This window comes from Xanthomonas bonasiae, assembly GCF_014836395.1.
Taxonomy (GTDB): domain Bacteria; phylum Pseudomonadota; class Gammaproteobacteria; order Xanthomonadales; family Xanthomonadaceae; genus Xanthomonas_A; species Xanthomonas_A bonasiae.
Genome location: NZ_JACSQX010000017.1, coordinates 69,038 through 89,851 on the forward strand (window position 1 = coordinate 69,038; position 20,814 = coordinate 89,851).

Genomic DNA, 20,814 nt, shown 5'->3' on the forward strand with positions numbered 1-20,814 from the left:
GCCGATATGGAGGATGCAGGACCGTCTTCACCGGCTGCGGCGGCGATGCCGTCGCGGCCCAAGCGCGCTTGGCGGCGTCCGCCCAGCGCCAGGCACGGCCGACTGCGCCATGCGCCACAGGGGGGGAAGTCCGATGTCCAAGCATGCAATGTCTCGCCGTGCCCGCTGCGCTGCGATCGTCTCCATCCTGTCGCTGGCGGCCTGCGCAAGCGCTGCCGCCGCCGGCGAGATCGGTCTGCAGGGCCTGGCCTCGACGCCGAATCCGCAGCGTTTCATCGTCACCTACCGCGACGGCGCTCGTCCCGCGCTGTCGGCGCGCACGGCACCGCTGGCGGACGCGGCACGCATCCTGCCGGCGCGGCGCGGCCGCGCGCTCGGCCTGGCCTCGCTGCGGCGCCTGGCGACCGGCGCCGATGTGGTCGGTGCCGATCGCGCGCTGGACCGGGTCGAGGCCGAGACGCTGATGCGCCGCCTGGCCGCCGATCCGGCGGTGAAGAGCGTGGAGGTCGACCTGCTGTTGCGGCCGACGCTGGTCCCGAACGACCCCGGCCTGTCACAGCAGTGGGCGTTCGGCACCACCTCGGCAGCGATCAACGTGCGCCCCGCCTGGGACGTGGCCAGTGGCAAGGGCGTCGTGGTGGCGGTGATCGACACCGGCATCACCGCGCATCCGGACCTGGCCGCGAACGTGCTGCCAGGTTACGACTTCATCAGCGCCCCGCTGGTCGCCGGCGACGGCGGCGGCCGCGATGCCAATGCGGCCGATCCGGGCGACGGCTATCCGGCCAATACCTGCGGTGCCGGCACGCCCGGCGCATCCTCCAGCTGGCATGGCACCCACGTCACCGGCACCATCGCCGCGGTCAGCAACAACGCCGCCGGCGTGGCCGGCACTGCGTTCAATGCCAAGGTCCTGCCGGTGCGCGCGCTGGGCAAGTGCGGCGGTTACCTGTCCGATGTCGCCGATGCCATCGTCTGGGCGTCGGGCGGCAGCGTCGCCGGCGTTCCCGCCAATCCAACCCCGGCGCAGGTGATCAACCTGTCGCTGGGCGCCAGCGGCACCTGTTCGGCGACGATGGCCAATGCCATCGCCGCCGCCGTGGCGCGCGGCACCAGCGTGGTGGTGGCTGCCGGCAACAGCAACGGCAACGTCGCCGGCAGCGTGCCGGCCAACTGCCCGAACGTGATCGCGGTGGCCGCGACCACCTCCGCCGGCGCGCGCGCCAGCTTCTCCAACTATGGCGCCGGCGTGGATGTCGCCGCTCCAGGACAGGGCATCCTGTCCACGCTCAACACTGGCACCCTGGCGCCGGCCGCGGCCGGCTACGCATCCTATAGCGGCACCTCGATGGCGGCGCCGCATGTGGCCGGCGTGGCCGCCCTGGTGCTGTCGGCAGCGCTGAACCCGCTGACCCCGGCGGAACTGGAGGCGCGCTTGAAGGCGACCGCCAGTGCATTGCCGGTGGTCTGCACGCTGGGTTGCGGCGCGGGCCTGGTCAATGCCGGCGCGGCGGTGGCGGCGACGCTGAAGGCGCAGACCCTGGTCCGCGGCGTGCCGCTGGGCAGCCTGGCGCTCAAGGCGGGGACTTCGCTGTACTACCAGGTCACCGTGCCGGCCGGCACGCCCTGGCTGAAGCTGGCCCTGGCCGGCGGTACCGGCAACGCCGACCTGTATCTGCGCGGTGGCGGCCTGCCGACCGACACCGTCTACGGCTGCAGGTCGATCGCGACGGCCAATGCCGAGAGCTGCACGCTCAACCTGCCTGCCGGGACCTACTACGTGCGGGTGAAGGCGGTGACCGCGGTGGCCGGGGTAGGCGTGACCGCCAGTTACTAGGGAACCTCACTCGCATAGGTCGTACGCGCGCGCCTGCAATACGTCAAGCAGGCGCTCGGCGTCGATTTCCAGCAGCAAGCCGCGCTGCCCGGCGTTGAACCACACGCTGCCCGGGGCCAGCGCCGATTGCTCGACCAGCACCGGCGCCGGCCGCTGCTGGCCCAGCGGACTGATCCCGCCGACCTTGTAGCCGGTGCGGCGCTCGGCCTCGGCCACTTCCATCATCCGTGCCGATTTGCCGGCGCCGGCTGCGGCGAGCTTCTTCAGCTGCACGCGGCGATCGGAAGGCACAACCACGCACACGGCGTTTTGGTCGATCCACGCCATCAGGCTCTTCAACACCCGTGCCGGCGGCAGGCCGAGCGCCTGCGCCGCCTGCAGGCCCTTGGCGCCGGCTTCGGCCTCGTAATCGTAGGGATGCAGGCGATAGGCGACGCCGGTCGCGTCCAATGCCCTGGTTGCGCGGGTGGCTTTGGACATCGCGGCTCAGACGGGCTCGAAGCGGTTCGCGGCCACGTTCTTGCGCACCTTCTGCGGATCCCAGATCTGCCCGTTCATGGCGATGTAGACCCCGGCCGGCAGCGACTGCACCGCGCCGACCGCGCAACCGATGTTGAATTCGGCATCGGAGCCGCGGAACCGCGCCGGGTTCAGCGCGCCGGTCATCACGATGGTCTTGTCCGGGATCGTCTGCAGCACCTTGCCGGTCTGCACCATCGAGTCGGTGCCGTGGGTGAGCAGCACGTGGCGCGCGGACTGCGCGGCGACGGTGGCGCGGATCAGCTCGCGGTCCTCGTCGGTGATGTGCAGCGAGTCCTTGCGGATGATCGGGATCACGGTGAAGCGGAAGGTCACGCCCAGTTCCTTGAGGATCTGGCCGATCTGCGGATCGCCGATCTGGTAGTCGGACTTGTCGTCGAAATAGATCTTGTCGATCGTGCCGCCGGTGGTGACGATCAGGAGTTCTTCCATTGCCGGTTCCTAGAGCATGACGGGGCGCGGCCGCGGTCGCGCAAGGCCGCCATGATACCGGCAGGCCGGCGGCGGCCGCTCAGGGCGTGTCGTGGCCGGGCGGCTTGGGGCCGCGCTTGCGGGCGAAACGCGCGCGCAGTCCCGGCGCGCTGGACAGGCCGATCGCCAGCAGCGCCAGCAGCAGTTCGGCCCAGGCGTAGGCGCGCTGCGGCGGATGGCTCCAGGCGGCCATCACCCCGTGGCTGAACCAGAACAGCCCGAACACGCCGGCCCAGAAGCGCGCCACCGCCGAGCCGCGCAGCACGCCGATCGCCAGCAGCAGCGGCGGCAGCGCGAACACCAGCAGCGCGGCGAGACGGTGGCGGTCGTCGTGGAACCAGGCCGCGTACAACAGCGCCAGCACCAGCAGCGTGGCTGCCAACGCATGACGCAGGCGGGTGGTGCTCATGGCGCCGCCAGGCGTTGCGCGATGCCGGCCAGGCGCCGGCCCAGCGCGCGCGCCAGCTGCGCTTCTTCCTCGCTGGGTTGCGGATCGTCGTCGGCGCCGGCGACGTGGCTGGCGCCGTACGGGGTGCCGCCGCTGCGCGTGCTGCTGAGCAACGGCTCGGTGTAGGGAATGCCGACGATCACGCAGCCGTGGTGCAGCAACGGCAGGTGCATCGACAGCAGCGTGGCTTCCTGGCCGCCGTGCAGCGAGGCGGTGGAGGTGAACACTGCCGCCGGCTTGCCGGCGAGGGTGGCGCTGGCCCATTCGGCGCCGAGCCCGTCGATGAAATGCTTGACCGGCGCGGCCATGTTGCCGAAGCGGGTCGGACTGCCCAGCGCAAGACCGACGCAGTCGCGCAGGTCGCTGGCGTCCACGTACGGCGCGCCGCTGTCGGGCACCGGCGGCGCGCTGGCCTGGGTGACCGCGGCCACCGGCGGCACCGTGCGCAGGCGCGCGGCCATGCCGGGCACTTCGCCGACGCCGCGCGCGATCTGCCGCGCCAGGCGCGCCACCGAACCGCCACGGCTGTAGTACAGGACCAGGATCTCGGCCATGCGGCCCTCGCTTGCTTGCACCAGAACGGCCGCCAGTATCGGCGATGCCGGCATCCGTGCGCATCGGGTACCCTTGCCCGATGCAGCCTTTGGACACGGTCAATCTCTGGACGGAGCGGGTGCGCGACCGCGCGCGGATGCGCAGCTTCGCCGGGTTCCTGTGGCGGCGCTTCCTCGACGACCGCCTGTTCCAGGCCGCCGCCTCGCTGGCCTACACCACGATCTTCGCGCTGGTGCCGCTGGCGATGGTGGTGTTCGGCGTACTGTCGGCGTTCCCGGTGTTCGACCGCTGGAGCGACCAGCTCAGCGACTACATCTTCTCCAACTTCGTGCCGGCCGCGGCGCGCTCGGTGGAGGCCTATCTGCGCCAGTTCTCGGCCAGCGCCGGGCAGCTGACCAGCGCCGGCACCATCGCGCTGATGGTGTCGCTGCTGATCACCTTGAACAGCGTCGAGCAGACCTTCAACCGGATCTGGCGGGTGGTCTCGGCGCGGCCGCGGCTGACCCGCTTCCTGGTGTACTGGACGGTGCTGACCCTGGGGGCGCTGCTGGCCGCGGCGTCGCTGGCGGCGTCGGCGCGGTTCTTCGCGCTGCCGCTGTTCCGCACCAGCGAGGGCCGGCTGCTGGCGCAGATGGCGCTGGGCCTGGCCCCGGTGCTGATCGAATTCATCTGCATCACCCTGGTGTACCGGGTGGTGCCGCACCACACGGTCAAGCTGCGCCACGCGGTGCCCGGCGCGCTGCTGGCGGTGGCCCTGCTGGAACTGGTGAAGTGGGGGCTGAGCCTGTACCTGGGCAGCTTCCAGTCCTACCAGCGCATCTACGGCACGGTCGCATTCGTGCCGATCTTCCTGCTGTGGACCTACCTGAGCTGGATCGGGATCCTGCTCGGCGCCTCGCTGGCATCCTCGATCGCCGCCTTCCGCTACCAGCCGGCGTCGATGCGGCTGCCGGCCGGCTACGAGATCTACGGCTTGCTGCGCCTGCTCGGGCGCTTCGCGCAGGCGCGCAAGGACGGCCACGGCCTGCACGAGGATCAGATCCTGCAGCTGGAGCCGATGCTGACCGATTCGCTGGTGCAGGAACTGCTGTGCGAACTGGAGCGCAGCCGCCTGCTCAGCCGTGCCGAGCATGGCGAATGGCTGCTGGCGCGCGACCTGGCCGACGTGCCGCTGACCGAACTCTACGAAAACTGCCAGCTGCGCATCCCGATCGCCGAAGCCTACCTGCCGTGCCGCGACGACGCGCTGGGGCAGGCGGCGTGGCGCGCGCTGGACGAATTGCGCATGCCGCTGCGCGACGTGCTGAAACGGCGCGTCGGCGACCTTTACACCGATATCGGAGACCTCGCATGACCCTGCGCATCCTGTTCCCGTTGTTCGCCGCTGCCGCGCTGCTGGCAGGCTGCGATCGGCATCCTTCGCCCGCCGACGGCGCCGCGCCGGGCGCGCCGGCGCCTGCGGCTCCCGCCGCCCCACCGGCACCTGCCGCGCCCGCTGCGCCGACCGCGCCCGCCGCTGGCGAAGGAGCGAACGTGGTGCAGGAAACCCGGCCGCAGCCGACGCTGAAGGTGAAGGCGGTGGACGGCAGCGAGTACGACCTGGCCGCGCATCGCGGGCAGTGGGTGGTGGTGAATTTCTGGGCCACCTGGTGCGCGCCGTGTCTGAAGGAAATGCCGGAGCTGTCGGCGTTGCACGTGATGCGCGACAACATCGAAGTGGTGGGCCTGGCCTACGAGGACATCGAGCCGGCGGAGATGCAGGCGTTCCTGAAGGAACACCCGGTGGCCTACCCGGTGGCGATCCTCGACACCTATGCGCCGCCGGCCGATTTCGCGACCCCGCGCGGGTTGCCGATGACCTACCTGATCGCCCCGGACGGCAAGGTCGCCAAGCAGTTCCTGGGTCCGGTCAATGCGCACGACATCGAGGCGGCGATCGCCGCGGCCGGCGGCAAGGTCGCCGGCCAGGCGAAGGCCGCCGGTTGATGGCGGCCGCCCGCTTCCTGGTCTCCGGCCGGGTGCAGGGCGTGTATTTCCGCGCCTCCACCCGCGAACGCGCGCTGGCGCTGGGGCTGGATGGGCACGCGCGGAACCTGGCCGACGGAAGCGTGGAGGTCATTGCAGCAGGCGAGGCCGCGGCGCTGGAGGCGCTGGCCGAATGGCTGCGGCACGGCCCGCCGGCAGCGCGGGTCGAGCAGGTGCTGCGCGAGCCGTGCCCGGAGCCGGTGGCGGCGGGCTTCGCGATCGGGTGACATCGCGGAAATCTTGGCGGCTCGCGGGGGAGGGGCTTCAGTCCCGACGAGGCCTTACCGGTAGCGCGTCGGGACTGAAGCCCCTCCCACACCACCGCCGGTCGCTGCAGAAGGCGTCTGAATCCGGTCGCGTCGTTGCGGACGCGTCCTGTCGCGGCTGAAGCCGCTCCTACAGGAGGCCATTGCGCCGTCGGGCGCGGACCGCATCATCGAGTCCCGAGTCCCGAGTCCCGAGTCCCGAGTCCCGAGTCCCGAGTCCCGAGTTCCGAGTCCCCAATCCCCAATCCCCAATCCCGGCCTCAAACCGGATACGACGCGATCGGCTGCAACACGCCGAACTTTTCCTTGCGCGGTTTGTGCTTCAGCGGCGGCAGTTCCAGTTCCGGCTCCTGCAGCGGGGTGTCGGGCAACTGGTCGAGCAGATGCCGGATCAGGGTCAGGCGGCCGCGCTTCTGGTCGTTGAAGTCGACCAGCGTCCACGGCGCCTGGTCGCGGTGGGTGGCGTCCAGCATCGCCTCGCGGGCGCGGGTGTAGTCGGCGTACTGGGCGCGCGACTGCAGGTCCACCGGCGACAGCTTCCAGCCCTTCAGCGGATCGTGCAGGCGTTCGGCGAAGCGCTTCTCCTGCTGGTCCTGGTCCACGCACAACCAGTACTTGAACAGGCGGATGCCGTCGTCGACCAGCAATTGCTCGAACAGCGGCGCCTGGCGCAGGAAGGCCTGGTATTGCGCGTCGCTGCAATAGCCCATGACCCGCTCCACCCCGGCGCGGTTGTACCAACTGCGGTCCATCAGCACCATTTCGCCAGCGGCCGGCAGATGCGTGGCGTAGCGCTGGAAATACCACTGCGTGCTTTCGCGGTCGGTCGGCTTGGGCAGCGCCACCACCCGGCATTGGCGCGGATTCAGATGTTCGGCGATGGCCTGGATCGCGCCGCCCTTGCCGGCGGTGTCGCGGCCTTCGAACAGCACCAGCATGCGTTCGCCGCTGTGCTGCAGCGCTTGCGCCAGCGCCGTCAGCTCCAGTTGCAGCGGTTGCATCAATGCCTGGTACTGCTTGCGCTTGAGTTTGCTCATTTGCTGCGTCTCGTGCGGGTGCCGGCCATGCTGCGCGCCACTTCCAGCAGCGCGCCCTGCTGGCGGCTGTCGAGCGTGCGATAGGCCTGCAATAGGTCGTGTTCGCCGCGGGTGCGGGCCGGGTCGAGCTGGCTGGCCAGTTCGCCGAGCAGCGCGCCCGCGGGAACGCCGAAGGCGCGCGCCAACGCATTGAGCTGGTCGCGGCCGGGCATCTTCTCGCCGGTCAGCCAGGCCTTGACCGTGGCGGCGCCGGCGCGCGGGATGGCGGCAGCGATGTCCGCGGCGGTCATGCCGCTGGCTTTGGCCAGCAGGCGCAAGGTGGTGTCCAAGGGCATGCGCGGTTCCAGGTCATTCCTTCAGGCGTGGGCGCAGCGTGGCCAGGTTGCATGGCCGGGTGCGCGCGTCGAGCTGCGCGGCGACGATCCTTTCCCAGGCGGTGCGGCAGGCCGAGGTCGAGCCGGGCAGGCAGAACACGAAGGTGGCGTTGGCCAGGCCGGCGAAGGCGCGCGACTGCAGCGAGGAGGTGCCGATCTCCTCGAAGCTGATCGCGCGGAACAGTTCGCCGAAGCCGGGCATCTGCTTGTCCAGCAGTGGCAGCAGCGCCTCGGGGGTGGAGTCGCGGCCGGTGAAGCCGGTGCCGCCGGTGACCAGGATGCCGTCGACCTGCGGGTCGGCGATCCACGCCGAAACCACCGCGCGCATCCGGTAGCGGTCGTCGGGCAGCAGCTCGCGCGCGTACAGGCGGTGGCCGGCCTCGCCGAGCACCGACACCAGGTAGTCGCCGGAACTGTCTTCGGCCAGGCTGCGCGTGTCCGAGACGGTCAGTACGCACAGGTTCAACGCGATGAAATCGGCTTTGGCGCTCATGCCCGAAGCCTAGCGGCTCGCCCGGTCGGCGTATAGCCTGCCGGCGCGCATCGGCGGCGTCCGTACAGGCGCCGTCGCAGAAGCAGGGCGATGCCGGTTCAGGCGGTTGCGTGCGCGGGCTGCGCCGGGGTGCCGGGCAGGGTCAGCGCGCGCGGCCGGTAACGGCTCACGCTGGCCGCGGGATGGGACGCCAGGGGCAGGCGCTCGGGTTCGCGCTGCAAGGCGCGACGCTGCGCGTCGGCGCTGCTCCATTCGGCGTAGTCGAGCAGGCTGAGGCCGTCGTCGGACAGGTGCAGGTGCGAGGCGATCAAGCCGCGCAGCGCGTGCGCGCCGTTTTGCAGCGCAGCGAACGCCGCGCTGGCGTGGAGCTGCGCCTGCGCGGCATCGCGGGTCGCCAGTCTGGTCACCACGACGCAGCCGGGCGCGCGCTGCGGATCGGACACCCCGCTGCGGATGCGCCGGTAACGGTGCAGCGTCAGTCGCGGCGCCGGCGCGCGCGAGTGCAGGCTGCGGCCGAGCTGGGTGGTGTCGTCGCCGCAGCATTGTGCGTACAGCAGATCTGGCGCGGCGCTCAGCGATTCCAGCCAGGCCAGGGCATGCAGGCCGCCGCCGGGGTTGGCGTGCAAGCGTGCGAGCAGCGTCGCGCAGACCGGTGCCGAGGCGTGGGCGACCAGTACGCTGCGTGCGTGCGGGGAGGTGAGGTCGGGCGACAGGCGTGACGGCATCGGGGCGTGCGCGAACGGAAGGCGCGCAGTGTCGAACCTCAACCGAACTTCAGGTCAAGCGCGTTCGTGCATGGGGGCGCTTCGGCAGCGTGCGGCGATGTAGGTGTCGTCAGCCGCGGTCGGCTGCCGCTCGCGCTGCGTTGAGGAAGCAGGATCGCCGCTGCCGGCAACCTGTCGGGAGGTTCGGTCTGGCTGCGAACGCATCCGTTCCCGCGCGCCAGGTGTCGGTGACGCCGCGGCCGGGCGATTGGCGAGCTACTGCGGCCCGCTCCAGCCGTGCTGGCGCGCGGTATCGCGCAACACGTCGGCGAAGTCCGCAGCGAAGCCTTGCATGTCGAACAGGCCGGCGCTGGCGCGGCGCTGCTGCAGCGTGTCGCGCAGCGCCGCCGGATCGCGGCCCAGCTGCACGGCTTTGGCGATGAACGCGGCGTCGTCGGCCACGTTCATCTCGTCCATGCCCATGTGGTGGTTGAGACTGCCGGCCACGCGTGCGGCGAAGGTCGCGCCGGGGCAGGTCAGCAGCGGGCAGCCGGCCCACAGCGCGTCGGAGGCGGTGGTGTGCGCGTTGTACGGATGCGTGTCCAGGAACAGATCGGCATGCCGGTAGCGGGCCAGGTAGTCGGCATGCGCCAGCTTGGGCATGAAGCGCAGCCGCGCCGGATCCACTTCGGCACGGCGCGCGACATCGCGCAGCCGCGCATCGGCCTGGCCGGGCCCGGACAGCAGCCACAGCACGCTGTCCGGCACCTGGCGCAGCACCGCGAGCATGCGCGCCATGCTGCGCGGGGTCAGCTTGTAGCTGTTGTTGAAGCAGCAGAACACCGTGCCGTGCTCGGGCAGCCCGCAGTCGCGGCGCGACGGTGGCGCGCCGACGTGGCGGCTGTCGTCCGAGGGCTGGAACGCGCGCGGCAGGCGCAGCACGCGCTCGCTGTAGTGCGCGGCCAGCGCATCGGGCAGCGCGAACGCATCGCCGATGACGTAGTCGATCCACGGCGCGCCGGACGTGCCCGGGTAGGCCAGCCAGTTGATCTGCAGCGGTGCCGGACGCAGTGCCAGCACTTCCGGCGCACCGCCGCCGCCCCAGCCGCGCAGGTCGAACAGGATGTCGATGCCGGCAGCGCGAATGCCTTGCGCGATCGCCCGGTGCGGCTGTCCGGCGACGTCGTGCCAGGCGTGCGCCGCGGCGCGCAGGCGCGTGCGGATCGCGCTGCCGTCGTCGCGGTTCAATGCGAACAGCTGCACGCGCAGGTCGGCGTGCGCGCGCAGCCGTTCGAACAGGGCCACGGTCAGCAGCCCGGTGGGATGCGCGCCGAAGCCGTTGGACAGGAAGCCGACCTGCAAGGGGCCGGCGCGGCGCAGCGTCGCCGCCGGCAAGGGCGCCAGCGTCTGCGCCAAGGCGAGCGCACGGTTGCGCGCGCAGTGCAGCTGCTCGGCGGCGGTGGCGTCCTCGTTGAGGAACGCGAACGGTTCGATCGCCGGATGGCCCTGGCGTACCGCGCCGCGGACCTGCTGCGACAGCGCATCCAGCGCGCGCCAATCGCACAGTTTGCGCCGCCAGTTCAGCAGGTGCGCGGCGATCGACGGTTCCTGCGGCAGCAGCGCATGCGCGTGCGCATAGGCCTGCGCGGCGGCTTCGGCTTCGCCGTTGTCCTCCAGCGCATGGCCCAGCCACAGGGCGATGCCCGGGTGTTGCGGCGCGTGCTGCAGCGCCTGGCGCAACGCGGCGGCGGCTTCGGCATGGCGGCCCTGGGTCCAGCGGACGCGGCCCAGCCGTGCCAGGGCTTCCGGATGCGTCGGGCGCAGCTGCAACGCGCGCAGGGCGGCCTGTTCGCCGGCGGCGATCGCCCCGGCGCCGAGTTCGGCGTCGGCCAGCATCACCCAGGCGATGAAGTCCTGCGGGTCGCGGCGCACCGCGTCCTGCAGCTGGCGCAGTGCGTCCAGCGCGCTGCCGCTCACGCGCGCGCGGTGGCCGGCGCGTGCGCAGCGGCGCGGCGCATGCGCACGCTCACGGGCTGTCGCTCAGCCGCGCCAGTTCGTCGACCTGGTGCTCGTGGCTCAGCCGCTCGATCAGCGCGTCGAGGTCGCCTTCGATCACGTTCGGCAGGTCGTACAGGGTCAGGCCTTCGACCCGGTGGTCGGTGATGCGGCCCTGCGGGAAGCTGTAGGTGCGGATGCGCTGGCTGCGGTCGCCACTGCCGACCTGCAGCTTGCGGTCCTGCGCCTCGGCCGCGGCCTGCTTGCTGCGCTCGGCGTCGAGCAACTGCGCCTTCAGCCGCTTCATCGCCTTGTCGCGGTTGGCGTGCTGGCTGCGCTCGGTCTGGCATTCGACCACCACCCCGCTCGGCACGTGGGTGATGCGGATCGCCGACTCGGTCTTGTTGACGTGCTGGCCGCCGGCGCCGGACGAACGGAACGTATCCACCTTCAGGTCGGCCGGGTTGATCGCGATCTCTTCCACGTCGTCGGCTTCGGGGATGATCGCCACCGTCGCCGCCGAGGTGTGGATGCGGCCCTGCGATTCGGTCGCCGGCACCCGCTGCACGCGGTGCGTGCCGGATTCGAACTTGAGCTTGGAGTAGGCGCCGCGGCCGACGATGCGCGCCACGATCTCCTTGTAGCCGCCGTGCTCGCCGGGACTGTCCGATTCGACTTCCACCTTCCAGCCCTGGCGCTCGGCGTAACGCGCGTACATGCGGAACAGGTCGCCGGCGAAGATCGCCGCCTCGTCGCCGCCGGTGCCGGCGCGCACTTCCAGGAACAGGTTGCCGTCGTCGCGCGGATCGCGCGGCACCAGCAGCAGCGCCAGCTGTTCGTCCAGCGCGAGCAGGCGCGCGTGGGCGGCGGCGATCTCCTCTTCGGCCAGCTCGCGCAGTTCCGGATCGCCGCGCATCGCCTCGGCCGCGGCCAGGTCGGCCGAGGCCGCGGCCTCGTCGGCCAGTGCGGCGGCGACCGGCTCCAGCTGCGCGAATTCGCGCGAGTAGTCGCGGAAGCGCGCGTTGTCGCTCACCACCTCGGGATCGGACAGCAGGCGTTCGAGTTCTTCGCGACGCTCGGCCAGCGCCTCCAGCTTACGGCGCAGGGTCGGTGTCATCGGTCTTCAGAATGGGATGGAAATAGCCCGGTTTTTCCGGGAACAGGCGCTCGGCGGCGCGGGCCAGGTCGGCATCGCCGCTCAGCGCCGCCTCGCGCAGCGCCGCGGTGGGCGGATGCAGCAGGCGGTTGGTCAGGGTATTGGCGAGGAATTCCAGCACTTCGTCGGCCGGCTTGCCGTTGGCCAGCTGCTGCCGCGCCTTGGCCAGCACGTCGTCGCGGGTGCTGTCGCCGTGCGCGCGCAGGCGCTTGAGCGGCGCCTGGCGGGTGCTGGCCTGCAGCGTCTCGATGTAGCGCAGCACCTGCAGGTCGATGATCGTCTCGGCGGCCTCGGCCGCTTCGCGGCGGCCGCGACGATTGTCTTCGACCGCGCGTTCCAGGTCGTCCACGGTATACAGATAGGCATCGGCCAGCTCGGCCACGCCGGCCTCGATGTCGCGCGGCACGGCCAGATCGAACAGCAGCATCGGCTTGTGCTTGCGCGCGCGCAGCGCCTGCTCGACCTGCGCCCGGGTCACCACCGGCTCGCGCGCGGCGGTGGCCGAGAACACCACGTCGGCTTCCTGCAGATGCCGTTCCAGCTCGCTCAGCGGCAGCGCCACGCCGCCATGCCGGCTGGCCAGCTCCTGGGCGTGGGCGAGGGTGCGGTTGGCGATCAGCAGGCGCCGCACGCGGCCTTCGCTGAGGTGCTTGGCGGCCAGCTCGATGGTCTCGCCGGCACCGACCAGCAGCACCGTCGATTCGCTGAGCCGGGCGAAGGAGTTCTGCGCCAGGCGCACCGCGGTGGAGGCCACCGAGACCGGATTGGCGCCGACCCGGGTGTCGGTGCGCGCGCGCTTGGCCACCGAGAAGGTCTGCTGGAACAGCCGGTCCAGGCGGTTGCCCATCGCCCCGTGCTCGCGCGCCAGCGCCCAGGCGTCTTTCACCTGGCCTAGGATCTGCGGCTCGCCCAGCACCATCGAGTCCAGTCCGGTGGCGACGCGGAACAGATGCCGCACCGCGTCGGCATCCTGGTGCTGGTACAGATAGCCGTGCAGGCCGGCCGCGTGCGAATCCAGCCAGTCGGCCAGGCTCTGCGCGTCGTCGGCGATCGCGTACAGCTCGGTGCGGTTGCAGGTGGACAGCAGGGCGGCCTCGGCGACGTTGGGCAATGCGCGCAGCGACTGCAGCGCGCGCGGCAGCGCATCGCCGGCGAACGCCACCCGTTCGCGCAGGTCGACCGGCGCGGTCTGGTGGTTCAATCCGAGCACCCACAACGTCATCTGTTCAGTTGCTTGCGATAAGCTGCTGGCCATTCAGGGCCCCATTTTACGGCCCGGTTGCCCCCGATGCCCGCATTGATTCGCATCCGTATCGTTCTATTGCTGTCGGCGCTCGCCGCTTTGCCGGCCATCGGCGCCCCCGCCGCCGCGCCGACGGCCGCCGCCAAGGTGCCGCCGAGCGCCGCGGCGTCTTCGTTGACGCCGGTGCTGGCCGGCGAATTCGCGCTGCAGGCCGGGCAGCTGGCCGATGCCTCGCACTGGTACCTGCAGGCGGCGAACGAGGCGCCCGGCGATGCCGGTCTGGCCGAGCGTGCGACCCGTATCGCGATGCTCGCCAACGACAATGCGGCCGCGGCGCAGGCCCTTGCGCTGTGGCGTCAGCGCGCGCCGGAGTCGCTGCCGATGCGCGGCGCCGAGGCGGCGCTGGCGCTGCGCAACGGCAATCTGCGCCAGGCGCGCGGTCTGCTGGTGGCGCTGCTGCGCGACAAGGACGCGCGCGGCTGGCGCTACGCGCTGGTGGCGCTGGTCAGCGGCAACCGCGATCCGGAAGTCGCGGCCAAGGTGCTGGACCAACTGCTCGACGCCAATGCCATCCCCGACCAGCTCGAGGCCTGGCAGGAGTTCGGGCGCCTGGCGCTGCGCCTGGAACAGCCGAAGCTGGCCGAGCGCATCGTCGATCAGCTGGTCAAGCGTTTCCCGGAGGAGCCGCGGGTGGCCCTGCTGCACGCCACCCAGCTGCAACAGGCCGGCAAGACCGAGCAGGCGCGCGCGCTGCTGCAGGGCGTGGAGCCCAAGGCGCCGCGCGATCCTGAACTGCGCGGCGCGCTGGCCTACGCCTACGACGCGATCGGCGACACCGCCGCGGCGGCGCGGGTGCTGGCGCTCGGTCCGCAGGACACCCAGAACTACGGCCTGCGCGCTTCGATGCTGGCCAAGCTGCAGGACAACGCGGCGCTGAGCGCGCTGTACGCGGAGCTGAGCAAGGAGACCGTGCAGCCGGATCCGGAGCGGCGCCTGCTGCTCGGCAAGATCGCCGAGTTCCTGAAGCGCTATCAGGAAGCGGTGACCTGGTACCGCGGCGTGCCGGCCGGCCCGTTGCGCAACGAAGCGCGGCTGCGCACCGCCGGGGCGCTGTACGAACTCGGGCAGAAGGATGCGGCCTTCGCCGAGGCGCGCGCGCTGCAGGACGATGCCGAGGCCGACGATGCCGCGCGCCGCGACGCCTACGTGCTGGAGGCGGAATTGCGCCAGCGCAGCGGCGACGACGCCGGCGAACTGCAGGTGTTCGAGCGCGGCCTGGCCGCCTATCCGGACGACAACGCGCTGCTGTACGCGCGCGGCCTGGCCTGGGAGCGGCGCGACCGCATCGACCGTGCCGAAGCCGACCTGCGCAAGATCCTGGTCACCGAGCCGGAGAACGTGGCCGCGCTCAATGCGCTCGGCTACACCCTTGCCGACCGCACCCATCGCTACCGCGAGGCGCTGCAGTTGATCGATCGCGCGCGTACCGCCGATCCGGACAACGCCGCGATCATCGACAGCTACGGCTGGGTGCTGTACCGGTTGGGCAAGACCCAGGAGGCGCTGGTGCAGCTGCGCCGCGCCTGGACCCTGTTCAAGGATCCGGAGATCGCCGCGCACATCGGCCAGGTGCTGTGGGAACAGGGCAAGCGCGACGAAGCCACGAAATACTTCGACGAGGCGCGCAAGCTCGATCCGAAGAATCGCGCGCTGCAGCGGGCGATGGAAAAGGTCGCGCCGTGAGGTCGGCGTTGCGCGCGGCATGGGCGCTGACGGCGCTGCTGGTGCTGGCCGGGTGTACTTCGCTGGCGCCGCGGCAGGCGCCGCCGGCCGCGAGCGCACCGCTCGGCGAGGCCGCGCGCCAGGCCGAAGCGGCCCGCGGCGCATGGCTGCAGGCGCATCCGCAGTGGTCGTTCCAGGGCCGGGTGGCGATCACCAAGGGCCGCAATGGCGGCAGCGGCCGCATCGACTGGGCGCAGCAGCAGCGCCAGTACCGGATCGAGCTCAGCGCGCCGGTGACCCGGCAGAGCTGGCGCCTGACCGGCGACAGCCAGCGCGGGGGAGGCCGTCTGGAAGGGCTGGAGGGCGGTCCGCGCGCCGGCGATGACGCGCAACAGCTGCTGCTCGAGGCCACCGGTTGGGAGATTCCGGTCAATCTGCTGCCGGATTGGGTGCGCGGACAGGTCGCGGCGGACGTGGGCGCACCCGAGCAGGTGAGCTACGACGCCGAGGGGCGCCCGCAGACGCTGCGGCAGATGGGCTGGGAGATCCAGTTCCAGGAGTGGTACCCGCCCAGCGACGGCCGTCCGGCCCTGCCGCGGCGCATCGAGGCGCGCAACGGCGACGCCAAGGTGCGCCTGTTGCTGGACCAGTGGGACTTCGCCGCGCCATGAGCGCCGTGGAAGAGGGCGGCTGGTCGGCGTGGCCGGCCCCGGCGAAGCTGAACCTGTTTCTGCAGATCACCGGCCGCCGCGCCGACGGCTATCACGAACTGCAGACCGTCTTCCGCCTGCTCGATTGGGGCGACACCGTGCATCTGCGTGTGCGCGCCGACGGCGTGGTGGCGCGGATCGGCGACTCCGTGGCAGGCGTCGCCGAGGCCGACGACCTGTTGGTGCGGGCTGCGCGACTGCTGCAAACGCATGCCAAGATCGCTCAAGGTGTCGACATCCGCGTCGAAAAGCGCATTCCTGCAGGTGGCGGTTTCGGTGGCGGCTCGTCCGACGCGGCGACCGCGCTGGTCGCGCTGAATGCGCTGTGGGGCGCCGGACTGGACGAGGATGCGCTGGCCGGCCTGGGTTTGACGCTGGGCGCGGACGTGCCGGTATTCGTGCGCGGCCGCGATGCCTGGGCCGAAGGGGTGGGCGAACGGCTGACCCCGTTGCGCCTGCCGCCGGCCTGGTACGTGCTGGCCGATCCGGCGGTTCACGTGCCCACCGCGGCGCTGTTCCAGGCTCCGGATTTGACGCGGGATGCTGCGCCCGCGAAAATGGCCGACTTCGTTTCAGGTTTCCTGCTCGGCAATGCGTTCGAGCCGGTGCTGCTCCGCCGCGAACCGGCCATCCAGGCCGTGTTCCAGGCGCTTGCGCAGATCGGCACGCCGCGCCTTACCGGGTCGGGGAGCGGGTGCTTCGTCGAGTTCGCCGATCGCGCTGCCGCCGTGCGCGCGCTGGCGGCCTTGCCGGACGGGTTGCGCGCCTGGGTGGCCGGCGGCGTGACCCGATCGCCGCTGCTCGATGCGCTGGAGGCATAGCAACAGTTTCATGCAGGGGCGTCGCCAAGAGGCCCAAGGCACCAGGTTTTGATCCTGGCATTCGTAGGTTCGAATCCTACCGCCCCTGCCAATTGTGTCTGCAGATCCTTCTGCAAGAGCCCGCACATCCATGTGCGGGGGTTCAACAGGTAGAAGCCTTCTTCGCCTGGGTTTTCACAAGTTTCATGCTGTTTCTTCGTTTCGCAGTTCTTTCGCCGCCGCCGCCCGAGACACTCCTCATGCAAGATCAACGTAACCTGCTGGTGTTCTCTGGCAATGCCAACAAGCCGCTTGCCAAGAGCATCTGCAAGGAGCTGGGCGTGCGTCCCGGCAAGGCGATGGTGTCGCGCTTCTCCGATGGCGAAGTGCAGGTGGAGATCGAGGAGAACGTGCGCCGGCAGGAAGTGTTCGTGATCCAGCCGACCTGCGCGCCCAGCGCGGAAAACCTGATGGAGCTGCTGGTGCTGATCGACGCGCTCAAGCGCGCCAGCGCCGCCAGCGTCACCGCGGTGGTGCCGTACTTCGGCTACTCGCGGCAGGACCGGCGCATGCGTTCCTCGCGCGTGCCGATCACCGCCAAGGTCGCGGCGAAGATGTTCACCGCGGTCAATGCCGACCGCGTGCTGACCGTGGACCTGCACGCCGACCAGATCCAGGGCTTCTTCGATATCCCGGTCGACAACGTCTACGCCTCGCCGCTGCTGCTGGCCGACATCTGGCGCGCCTACGGCACCGACAACCTGATCGTGGTGTCGCCTGACGTGGGCGGCGTGGTCCGCGCCCGCGCCGTGGCCAAGCGCCTGGACGACGCCGACCTGGCGATCATCGACAAGCGCCGCCCGCGCGCCAACGTGTCCACGGTGATGAACATCATCGGCGACGTCGAAGGCAAGACCTGCGTGCTGGTCGACGACATCGTCGACACCGCCGGCACCCTGTGCGCCGCGGCGGCCGCGCTGAAGGCGCAGGGCGCGCTGAAAGTGGCCGCGTACTGCACCCATCCGGTGCTGTCGGGCCCGGCGGTCAGCAACATCAGCAATTCGCAGCTCGACGAGCTGGTCGTCACCGACACGATTCCGTTGTCGGACGCCGCGCGCGGCTGCAGCAAGATCCGCCAGCTCAGCGTCGCCGAGCTGCTGGCCGAAACCATCCGCCGCATCGCCTTCGGCGAGTCGGTGAGTTCGTTGTACGTGGATTAAGGCTGGGAATGGGGAATCGGGAATAGGGAATCGCAACGGCGCAGTGTCGCGCTTTGCCCGATTCCCCATTCCCGATTCCCCACTCCCGGCTTCACAGACTCTTCTGGTCGCGGAAGAGTCCTCAAAACCGCCGCGAGGCGGTTCATTCAACCAAGGTAGTAAACGCAAATGGCAACCACACATGAAATCAAGGTTCAGCGCCGCGAGGTCGAGGGTAAGGGTGCGAGCCGCCGCCTCCGTCGCGACGGCCTGATCCCCGCCATCGTCTACGGTGGCGAACTGAAGCCGGTCAACATCGAGCTCAACCACAACGAAGTCTGGCTCGCCAGCCAGAACGACTGGTTCTATTCGTCGATCCTGAGCCTGAGCCTGAACGGCGACATCCAGAAGGTGCTGCTGCGCGATATGCAGCGCCACCCGTTCAAGCAGCTGATCATGCACATCGACTTCCAGCGCGTGAACGACAACGAGGCGCTGCACGCTTCGGTACCGCTGCACTTCCTCAACGAGGACACCTCGCCGGCCGGCAAGTCGGCCGAAGTGGTCGTCACCCACGAGCTGAACGAGATCCAGGTCGTGTGCCTGCCGAAGGACCTGCCGGAGTTCGTCGAAGTCGACCTGTCCGCGCTGTCCGTCGGCGACGTGATCCACCTGTCCGACCTGAAGCTGCCGGCCGGCGTCGAGCTGCCCGAGCTGAAGCTGGGCAAGGAGCACGACGTGGCGGTGGTCATCGCCAAGCACGGCCAGATCGAGGCCGAGCCGGAAGCGACCGAGGCTCCGGCCGCGGCCGAGCCGACGAAGAAGGACGGCAAGTAATCGCCTGCGCAGCGCCCGGGCCATCGGGTCCGGGCGCTGCGGCGATGCTGCGGCATGACTGGTCTGCGTCTGATCGTCGGTCTGGGCAATCCCGGAGCCGAACACGCGAACACCCGGCACAACGCCGGGTTTCGTTTTGTCGAACATCTGGCCGAGCGGGCCGGCGCGCGCTGGAGCGTGGACGCCAAGCTGTTCGGCGAAACCGCCAAGGTCGATGTGGCCGGGCAGGCGCTGTGGCTGCTGAAGCCGGCCACCTTCATGAATCTCAGCGGCAAGTCGGTGACCGCCGCGTTGCGCTACTGGAAGATCGAACCGGCGCAGGCGCTGCTGGCGCACGACGAACTGGATCTGGCGCCGGGCACGGCGCGGCTCAAGTTCGACGGCGGCCATGGCGGGCAGAACGGCTTGCGCGACACCATCCGCCTGCTCGGGCATGCCGGCTTCCATCGGCTGCGCATCGGCATCGGCCATCCCGGCCACAAGGACAAGGTCGTCCCCTGGGTGCTGGGGCGTGCGAGCAAGGACGACCAGATCCTGATCGACCGCGCCATCGACGACGCCATCGCGGTGCTGCCGCTGGCGGTGCAGGGCGATTTCAACGAGGCGATGAAGCGGTTGCATACGCAGGGGAAATAGGGAATGGGGAATGGGGAATGGAAAGGCGGCTATGCTTTTCCGATTCCCTATTCCCGATTCTCCATTCCCGGATTACAAACATGGGCATCAAATGCGGCATCGTCGGCCTGCCCAACGTCGGCAAGTCGACTCTGTTCAATGCGCTGACCAAGGCGGGCATCGCTGCGGCCAACTTCCCGTTCTGCACCATCGAGCCCAACGTCGGCGTGGTGCCGGTGCCGGATCCGCGGCTGGGCGAGCTGTCCAAGATCATCAATCCGCAGAAGGTCGTGCCGACCGCGGTTGAGTTCGTCGACATCGCCGGCCTGGTCGCCGGCGCGGCCAGCGGCGAGGGTCTGGGCAACAAGTTCCTGGCGCACATCCGCGAGGTCGATGCGATCACCCACGTGGTGCGTTGCTTCGAGAACGCCGACGTCATCCACGTCAACAACAAGGTCGATCCGATCTCGGACATCGAGACCATCGATACCGAGCTGGCCCTGGCCGATCTGGACAGCGTCGAGAAGGCGTTGAACCGCGCCGAGCGCAGCGCCAAGGGCGGCGACAAGGACGCGGCCGCGCGCAAGCCGGTCCTGGCCAAGCTGCAGGCCGCGCTGGCCGACGGCAAGGCCGGGCGCAGCGCGGGCCTGGACGAGGAGGAGAAGGCGCTGGTGCGCGACCTGTTCCTGCTCACGCTCAAGCCGGTGATGTACATCGCCAACGTGCTCGAGGACGGCTTCGAGAACAACCCGCACCTGGACGCGGTGCGCGCGCGCGCCGCCACCGAGGGGGCCGAGGTGGTGCCGGTGTCGGCGGCGATCGAGGAAGAGCTGTCGCAGCTGGACGACGCCGACCGCGACACCTTCCTGGCCGACCTGGGTCTGGCCGAGCCGGGCTTGAACCGGGTGATCCGCGCGGCGTACTCGCTGCTCGGGCTGCAGACCTATTTCACCGCCGGCGTCAAGGAAGTGCGCGCGTGGACGGTGAAGGCCGGGTCGACCGCGCCGCAGGCCGCCGCGGTGATCCACACCGATTTCGAGAAGGGCTTCATCCGCGCCGAAACCATCGCCTACGACGACTTCATCAAGTACAAGGGCGAAGCCGGCGCGCGCGAGGCCGGGCGGCTGCGCCTGGAGGGCAAGGAATACCGCGTGCAGGAAGGCGACGTGCTGCATTTCCGCTTCAACGTCTGACCCGCATGCGCGCGTTCGCGCCGTGCCACGGGCGCGGCGCGCGCGGTGCGCGTTTCCTGCGACATCGCGTCAAAATACTGTTGACAAGGCAGGGATGTCAGGGAAGAATAGCGGGCTGTTTCACCCCGGACTGATTTCGGCCTTGCGGCCTGGTCGGGACGGGTAGCTGGAGGGATACCCAAGCGGCCAACGGGGGCAGACTGTAAATCTGCTGGCTTACGCCTTCGGTGGTTCGAATCCACCTCCCTCCACCAGTTTTTTTGTTGTGGCAGTGCGGCATCCCGTAGCGGGAGTAGTTCAACGGTAGAACCTCAGCCTTCCAAGCTGATGGTGCGGGTTCGATTCCCGTCTCCCGCTCCATTGAACGCGCTTGTGTCACAATAGAACTACGCTCACGTAGCTCAGTCGGTAGAGCACCTCCTTGGTAAGGAGGAGGTCGAAGGTTCGATTCCTTTCGTGAGCACCATATTCAGTCTCCAAATCTTTCTACGATCACCGAGAAGAAGCAGCCATGGCCAAGGGTAAGTTCGAGCGCACCAAGCCGCACGTCAACGTCGGCACCATCGGTCACGTCGACCACGGCAAGACCACGCT

At 70.0% G+C, this 20,814-nt stretch carries 22 protein-coding genes, 4 tRNA genes and 1 pseudogene; 16 read left to right on the forward strand and 11 right to left on the reverse strand.

What is annotated here, in order from left to right; all coding sequences use genetic code 11:
• Nucleotides 1-133 precede the first annotated feature (133 nt).
• Nucleotides 134-1,837 carry a S8 family peptidase gene (locus H9658_RS20980; RefSeq protein WP_191826812.1) on the forward strand — a complete coding sequence of 568 codons (1,704 nt, stop codon included), beginning with the start codon at nucleotides 134-136 and terminating at the stop codon, nucleotides 1,835-1,837.
• Nucleotides 1,838-1,843: 6 nt separating this feature from the next.
• Here the strand turns inward: H9658_RS20980 and ybaK are convergent, their stop codons facing one another.
• The 4 genes from ybaK to wrbA form a co-directional block, all read right to left on the reverse strand.
• Nucleotides 1,844-2,317, reverse strand: a complete 474-nt coding sequence (gene ybaK / locus H9658_RS20985; protein WP_191826813.1) for a Cys-tRNA(Pro) deacylase — start codon at nucleotides 2,315-2,317, stop codon at nucleotides 1,844-1,846.
• Between the two features lie 6 nt (nucleotides 2,318-2,323).
• Nucleotides 2,324-2,809: an asparaginase domain-containing protein gene (locus H9658_RS20990; protein WP_179568138.1), complete on the reverse strand. Its 486-nt coding sequence runs from the start codon at nucleotides 2,807-2,809 to the stop codon at nucleotides 2,324-2,326.
• A gap of 79 nt (nucleotides 2,810-2,888) precedes the next feature.
• Nucleotides 2,889-3,257, reverse strand: a complete 369-nt coding sequence (locus tag H9658_RS20995) for a DUF2069 domain-containing protein (protein WP_191826814.1) — start codon at nucleotides 3,255-3,257, stop codon at nucleotides 2,889-2,891.
• Nucleotides 3,254-3,850: an NAD(P)H:quinone oxidoreductase gene (gene wrbA, locus H9658_RS21000; RefSeq protein WP_003472251.1), complete on the reverse strand. Its 597-nt coding sequence runs from the start codon at nucleotides 3,848-3,850 to the stop codon at nucleotides 3,254-3,256. Before wrbA ends, H9658_RS20995 begins: the two co-directional genes overlap by 4 nt.
• 80 nt (nucleotides 3,851-3,930) lie before the next feature.
• Here wrbA and H9658_RS21005 point away from each other — a divergent pair, with 80 nt between their 5' ends.
• The 3 genes from H9658_RS21005 to H9658_RS21020 are packed head-to-tail and all read left to right on the forward strand — an operon-like array spanning nucleotide 3,931 to nucleotide 6,103.
• On the forward strand, nucleotides 3,931-5,205 hold the full coding sequence (locus H9658_RS21005; RefSeq protein WP_191826815.1) for a YihY family inner membrane protein: 1,275 nt from the start codon (nucleotides 3,931-3,933) through the stop codon (nucleotides 5,203-5,205).
• Nucleotides 5,202-5,837: a TlpA family protein disulfide reductase gene (locus tag H9658_RS21015; RefSeq protein WP_406848149.1), complete on the forward strand. Its 636-nt coding sequence runs from the start codon at nucleotides 5,202-5,204 to the stop codon at nucleotides 5,835-5,837. The genes H9658_RS21005 and H9658_RS21015 overlap by 4 nt, the downstream gene beginning before the upstream one ends.
• Nucleotides 5,837-6,103 (forward strand): acylphosphatase, encoded by a 267-nt coding sequence (locus H9658_RS21020; protein WP_191826816.1) that lies wholly within the window; start codon nucleotides 5,837-5,839, stop codon nucleotides 6,101-6,103. Before H9658_RS21015 ends, H9658_RS21020 begins: the two co-directional genes overlap by 1 nt.
• A 299-nt stretch (nucleotides 6,104-6,402) precedes the next feature.
• Here the strand turns inward: H9658_RS21020 and ppk2 are convergent, their stop codons facing one another.
• The 7 genes and pseudogenes from ppk2 to hemA form a co-directional block, all read right to left on the reverse strand.
• Nucleotides 6,403-7,179: a polyphosphate kinase 2 gene (gene ppk2 / locus H9658_RS21025; RefSeq protein ID WP_191826817.1), complete on the reverse strand. Its 777-nt coding sequence runs from the start codon at nucleotides 7,177-7,179 to the stop codon at nucleotides 6,403-6,405.
• Complete coding sequence (locus H9658_RS21030; RefSeq protein WP_191826818.1) at nucleotides 7,176-7,514, reverse strand: helix-turn-helix domain-containing protein; 339 nt, start codon at nucleotides 7,512-7,514, stop codon at nucleotides 7,176-7,178. Before H9658_RS21030 ends, ppk2 begins: the two co-directional genes overlap by 4 nt.
• A gap of 13 nt (nucleotides 7,515-7,527) precedes the next feature.
• The gene (gene moaB, locus H9658_RS21035; RefSeq protein ID WP_053841088.1) at nucleotides 7,528-8,046 is read right to left on the reverse strand and encodes a molybdenum cofactor biosynthesis protein B; all 519 of its coding nucleotides are present in this window, start codon (nucleotides 8,044-8,046) and stop codon (nucleotides 7,528-7,530) included.
• Between the two features lie 98 nt (nucleotides 8,047-8,144).
• Complete coding sequence (locus H9658_RS21040; protein ID WP_225210159.1) at nucleotides 8,145-8,771, reverse strand: hypothetical protein; 627 nt, start codon at nucleotides 8,769-8,771, stop codon at nucleotides 8,145-8,147.
• A gap of 255 nt (nucleotides 8,772-9,026) precedes the next feature.
• A pseudogene (locus H9658_RS21045) lies at nucleotides 9,027-10,733 on the reverse strand (O-linked N-acetylglucosamine transferase, SPINDLY family protein); the annotation flags it as partial.
• Between the two features lie 43 nt (nucleotides 10,734-10,776).
• A complete protein-coding gene (gene prfA / locus H9658_RS21050) occupies nucleotides 10,777-11,862 on the reverse strand; it encodes a peptide chain release factor 1 (RefSeq protein ID WP_191826820.1) in 1,086 nt (361 codons plus the stop codon).
• Nucleotides 11,840-13,123 carry a glutamyl-tRNA reductase gene (gene hemA, locus H9658_RS21055; protein WP_191826821.1) on the reverse strand — a complete coding sequence of 428 codons (1,284 nt, stop codon included), beginning with the start codon at nucleotides 13,121-13,123 and terminating at the stop codon, nucleotides 11,840-11,842. The genes prfA and hemA overlap by 23 nt, the downstream gene beginning before the upstream one ends.
• A gap of 66 nt (nucleotides 13,124-13,189) precedes the next feature.
• Here hemA and H9658_RS21060 point away from each other — a divergent pair, with 66 nt between their 5' ends.
• The 12 genes from H9658_RS21060 to H9658_RS23150 all read left to right on the forward strand — a co-directional run.
• Nucleotides 13,190-14,887 (forward strand): tetratricopeptide repeat protein, encoded by a 1,698-nt coding sequence (locus tag H9658_RS21060; RefSeq protein WP_191826822.1) that lies wholly within the window; start codon nucleotides 13,190-13,192, stop codon nucleotides 14,885-14,887.
• On the forward strand, nucleotides 14,884-15,537 hold the full coding sequence (gene lolB / locus H9658_RS21065; RefSeq protein ID WP_191826823.1) for a lipoprotein insertase outer membrane protein LolB: 654 nt from the start codon (nucleotides 14,884-14,886) through the stop codon (nucleotides 15,535-15,537). The genes H9658_RS21060 and lolB overlap by 4 nt, the downstream gene beginning before the upstream one ends.
• On the forward strand, nucleotides 15,534-16,397 hold the full coding sequence (gene ispE, locus H9658_RS21070) for a 4-(cytidine 5'-diphospho)-2-C-methyl-D-erythritol kinase (protein WP_191826824.1): 864 nt from the start codon (nucleotides 15,534-15,536) through the stop codon (nucleotides 16,395-16,397). The genes lolB and ispE overlap by 4 nt, the downstream gene beginning before the upstream one ends.
• A 14-nt stretch (nucleotides 16,398-16,411) precedes the next feature.
• Nucleotides 16,412-16,488: transfer RNA gene (locus H9658_RS21075), tRNA-Gln, on the forward strand.
• Between the two features lie 148 nt (nucleotides 16,489-16,636).
• Nucleotides 16,637-17,596 (forward strand): ribose-phosphate diphosphokinase, encoded by a 960-nt coding sequence (locus tag H9658_RS21080; RefSeq protein ID WP_179568115.1) that lies wholly within the window; start codon nucleotides 16,637-16,639, stop codon nucleotides 17,594-17,596.
• A 168-nt stretch (nucleotides 17,597-17,764) separates the two neighbouring features.
• Nucleotides 17,765-18,412 carry a 50S ribosomal protein L25/general stress protein Ctc gene (locus tag H9658_RS21085; RefSeq protein WP_191826825.1) on the forward strand — a complete coding sequence of 216 codons (648 nt, stop codon included), beginning with the start codon at nucleotides 17,765-17,767 and terminating at the stop codon, nucleotides 18,410-18,412.
• A 54-nt stretch (nucleotides 18,413-18,466) separates the two neighbouring features.
• Nucleotides 18,467-19,048, forward strand: a complete 582-nt coding sequence (gene pth / locus H9658_RS21090; RefSeq protein WP_191826826.1) for an aminoacyl-tRNA hydrolase — start codon at nucleotides 18,467-18,469, stop codon at nucleotides 19,046-19,048.
• Nucleotides 19,049-19,128: 80 nt separating this feature from the next.
• Nucleotides 19,129-20,220 (forward strand): redox-regulated ATPase YchF, encoded by a 1,092-nt coding sequence (gene ychF, locus H9658_RS21095; protein WP_191826827.1) that lies wholly within the window; start codon nucleotides 19,129-19,131, stop codon nucleotides 20,218-20,220.
• 168 nt (nucleotides 20,221-20,388) lie between these two features.
• Nucleotides 20,389-20,474: transfer RNA gene (locus H9658_RS21100), tRNA-Tyr, on the forward strand.
• A gap of 32 nt (nucleotides 20,475-20,506) precedes the next feature.
• Nucleotides 20,507-20,580: transfer RNA gene (locus tag H9658_RS21105), tRNA-Gly, on the forward strand.
• Nucleotides 20,581-20,610: 30 nt separating this feature from the next.
• Nucleotides 20,611-20,686 (forward strand) — tRNA-Thr (locus tag H9658_RS21110).
• A 45-nt stretch (nucleotides 20,687-20,731) separates the two neighbouring features.
• A partial coding sequence (locus tag H9658_RS23150) for a GTP-binding protein (RefSeq protein WP_042615313.1) occupies nucleotides 20,732-20,814 on the forward strand: 83 nt, incomplete at its 3' end.

What these genes read in the sequence shown, in the direction of transcription:
- H9658_RS20990 (WP_179568138.1), bottom strand. Translation starts at nt 2,809, where the DNA reads ATGGAAGAACTCCTGATCGTCACCACCGGCGGCACGATCGACAAGATC.
- H9658_RS21015 (WP_406848149.1), top strand. Translation starts at nt 5,202, where the DNA reads ATGACCCTGCGCATCCTGTTCCCGTTGTTCGCCGCTGCCGCGCTGCTG.
- H9658_RS20980 (WP_191826812.1), top strand. Translation starts at nt 134, where the DNA reads ATGTCCAAGCATGCAATGTCTCGCCGTGCCCGCTGCGCTGCGATCGTC.
- moaB (WP_053841088.1), bottom strand. Translation starts at nt 8,046, where the DNA reads ATGAGCGCCAAAGCCGATTTCATCGCGTTGAACCTGTGCGTACTGACC.
- ybaK (WP_191826813.1), bottom strand. Translation starts at nt 2,317, where the DNA reads ATGTCCAAAGCCACCCGCGCAACCAGGGCATTGGACGCGACCGGCGTC.
- ispE (WP_191826824.1), top strand. Translation starts at nt 15,534, where the DNA reads ATGAGCGCCGTGGAAGAGGGCGGCTGGTCGGCGTGGCCGGCCCCGGCG.
- ppk2 (WP_191826817.1), bottom strand. Translation starts at nt 7,179, where the DNA reads ATGAGCAAACTCAAGCGCAAGCAGTACCAGGCATTGATGCAACCGCTG.
- hemA (WP_191826821.1), bottom strand. Translation starts at nt 13,123, where the DNA reads ATGACGTTGTGGGTGCTCGGATTGAACCACCAGACCGCGCCGGTCGAC.
- H9658_RS21080 (WP_179568115.1), top strand. Translation starts at nt 16,637, where the DNA reads ATGCAAGATCAACGTAACCTGCTGGTGTTCTCTGGCAATGCCAACAAG.
- H9658_RS20995 (WP_191826814.1), bottom strand. Translation starts at nt 3,257, where the DNA reads ATGAGCACCACCCGCCTGCGTCATGCGTTGGCAGCCACGCTGCTGGTG.
- prfA (WP_191826820.1), bottom strand. Translation starts at nt 11,862, where the DNA reads ATGACACCGACCCTGCGCCGTAAGCTGGAGGCGCTGGCCGAGCGTCGC.
- H9658_RS21085 (WP_191826825.1), top strand. Translation starts at nt 17,765, where the DNA reads ATGGCAACCACACATGAAATCAAGGTTCAGCGCCGCGAGGTCGAGGGT.
- ychF (WP_191826827.1), top strand. Translation starts at nt 19,129, where the DNA reads ATGGGCATCAAATGCGGCATCGTCGGCCTGCCCAACGTCGGCAAGTCG.
- H9658_RS21005 (WP_191826815.1), top strand. Translation starts at nt 3,931, where the DNA reads ATGCAGCCTTTGGACACGGTCAATCTCTGGACGGAGCGGGTGCGCGAC.
- H9658_RS21030 (WP_191826818.1), bottom strand. Translation starts at nt 7,514, where the DNA reads ATGCCCTTGGACACCACCTTGCGCCTGCTGGCCAAAGCCAGCGGCATG.
- H9658_RS21020 (WP_191826816.1), top strand. Translation starts at nt 5,837, where the DNA reads ATGGCGGCCGCCCGCTTCCTGGTCTCCGGCCGGGTGCAGGGCGTGTAT.
- pth (WP_191826826.1), top strand. Translation starts at nt 18,467, where the DNA reads ATGACTGGTCTGCGTCTGATCGTCGGTCTGGGCAATCCCGGAGCCGAA.
- H9658_RS21040 (WP_225210159.1), bottom strand. Translation starts at nt 8,771, where the DNA reads ATGCCGTCACGCCTGTCGCCCGACCTCACCTCCCCGCACGCACGCAGC.
- H9658_RS21060 (WP_191826822.1), top strand. Translation starts at nt 13,190, where the DNA reads ATGCCCGCATTGATTCGCATCCGTATCGTTCTATTGCTGTCGGCGCTC.
- wrbA (WP_003472251.1), bottom strand. Translation starts at nt 3,850, where the DNA reads ATGGCCGAGATCCTGGTCCTGTACTACAGCCGTGGCGGTTCGGTGGCG.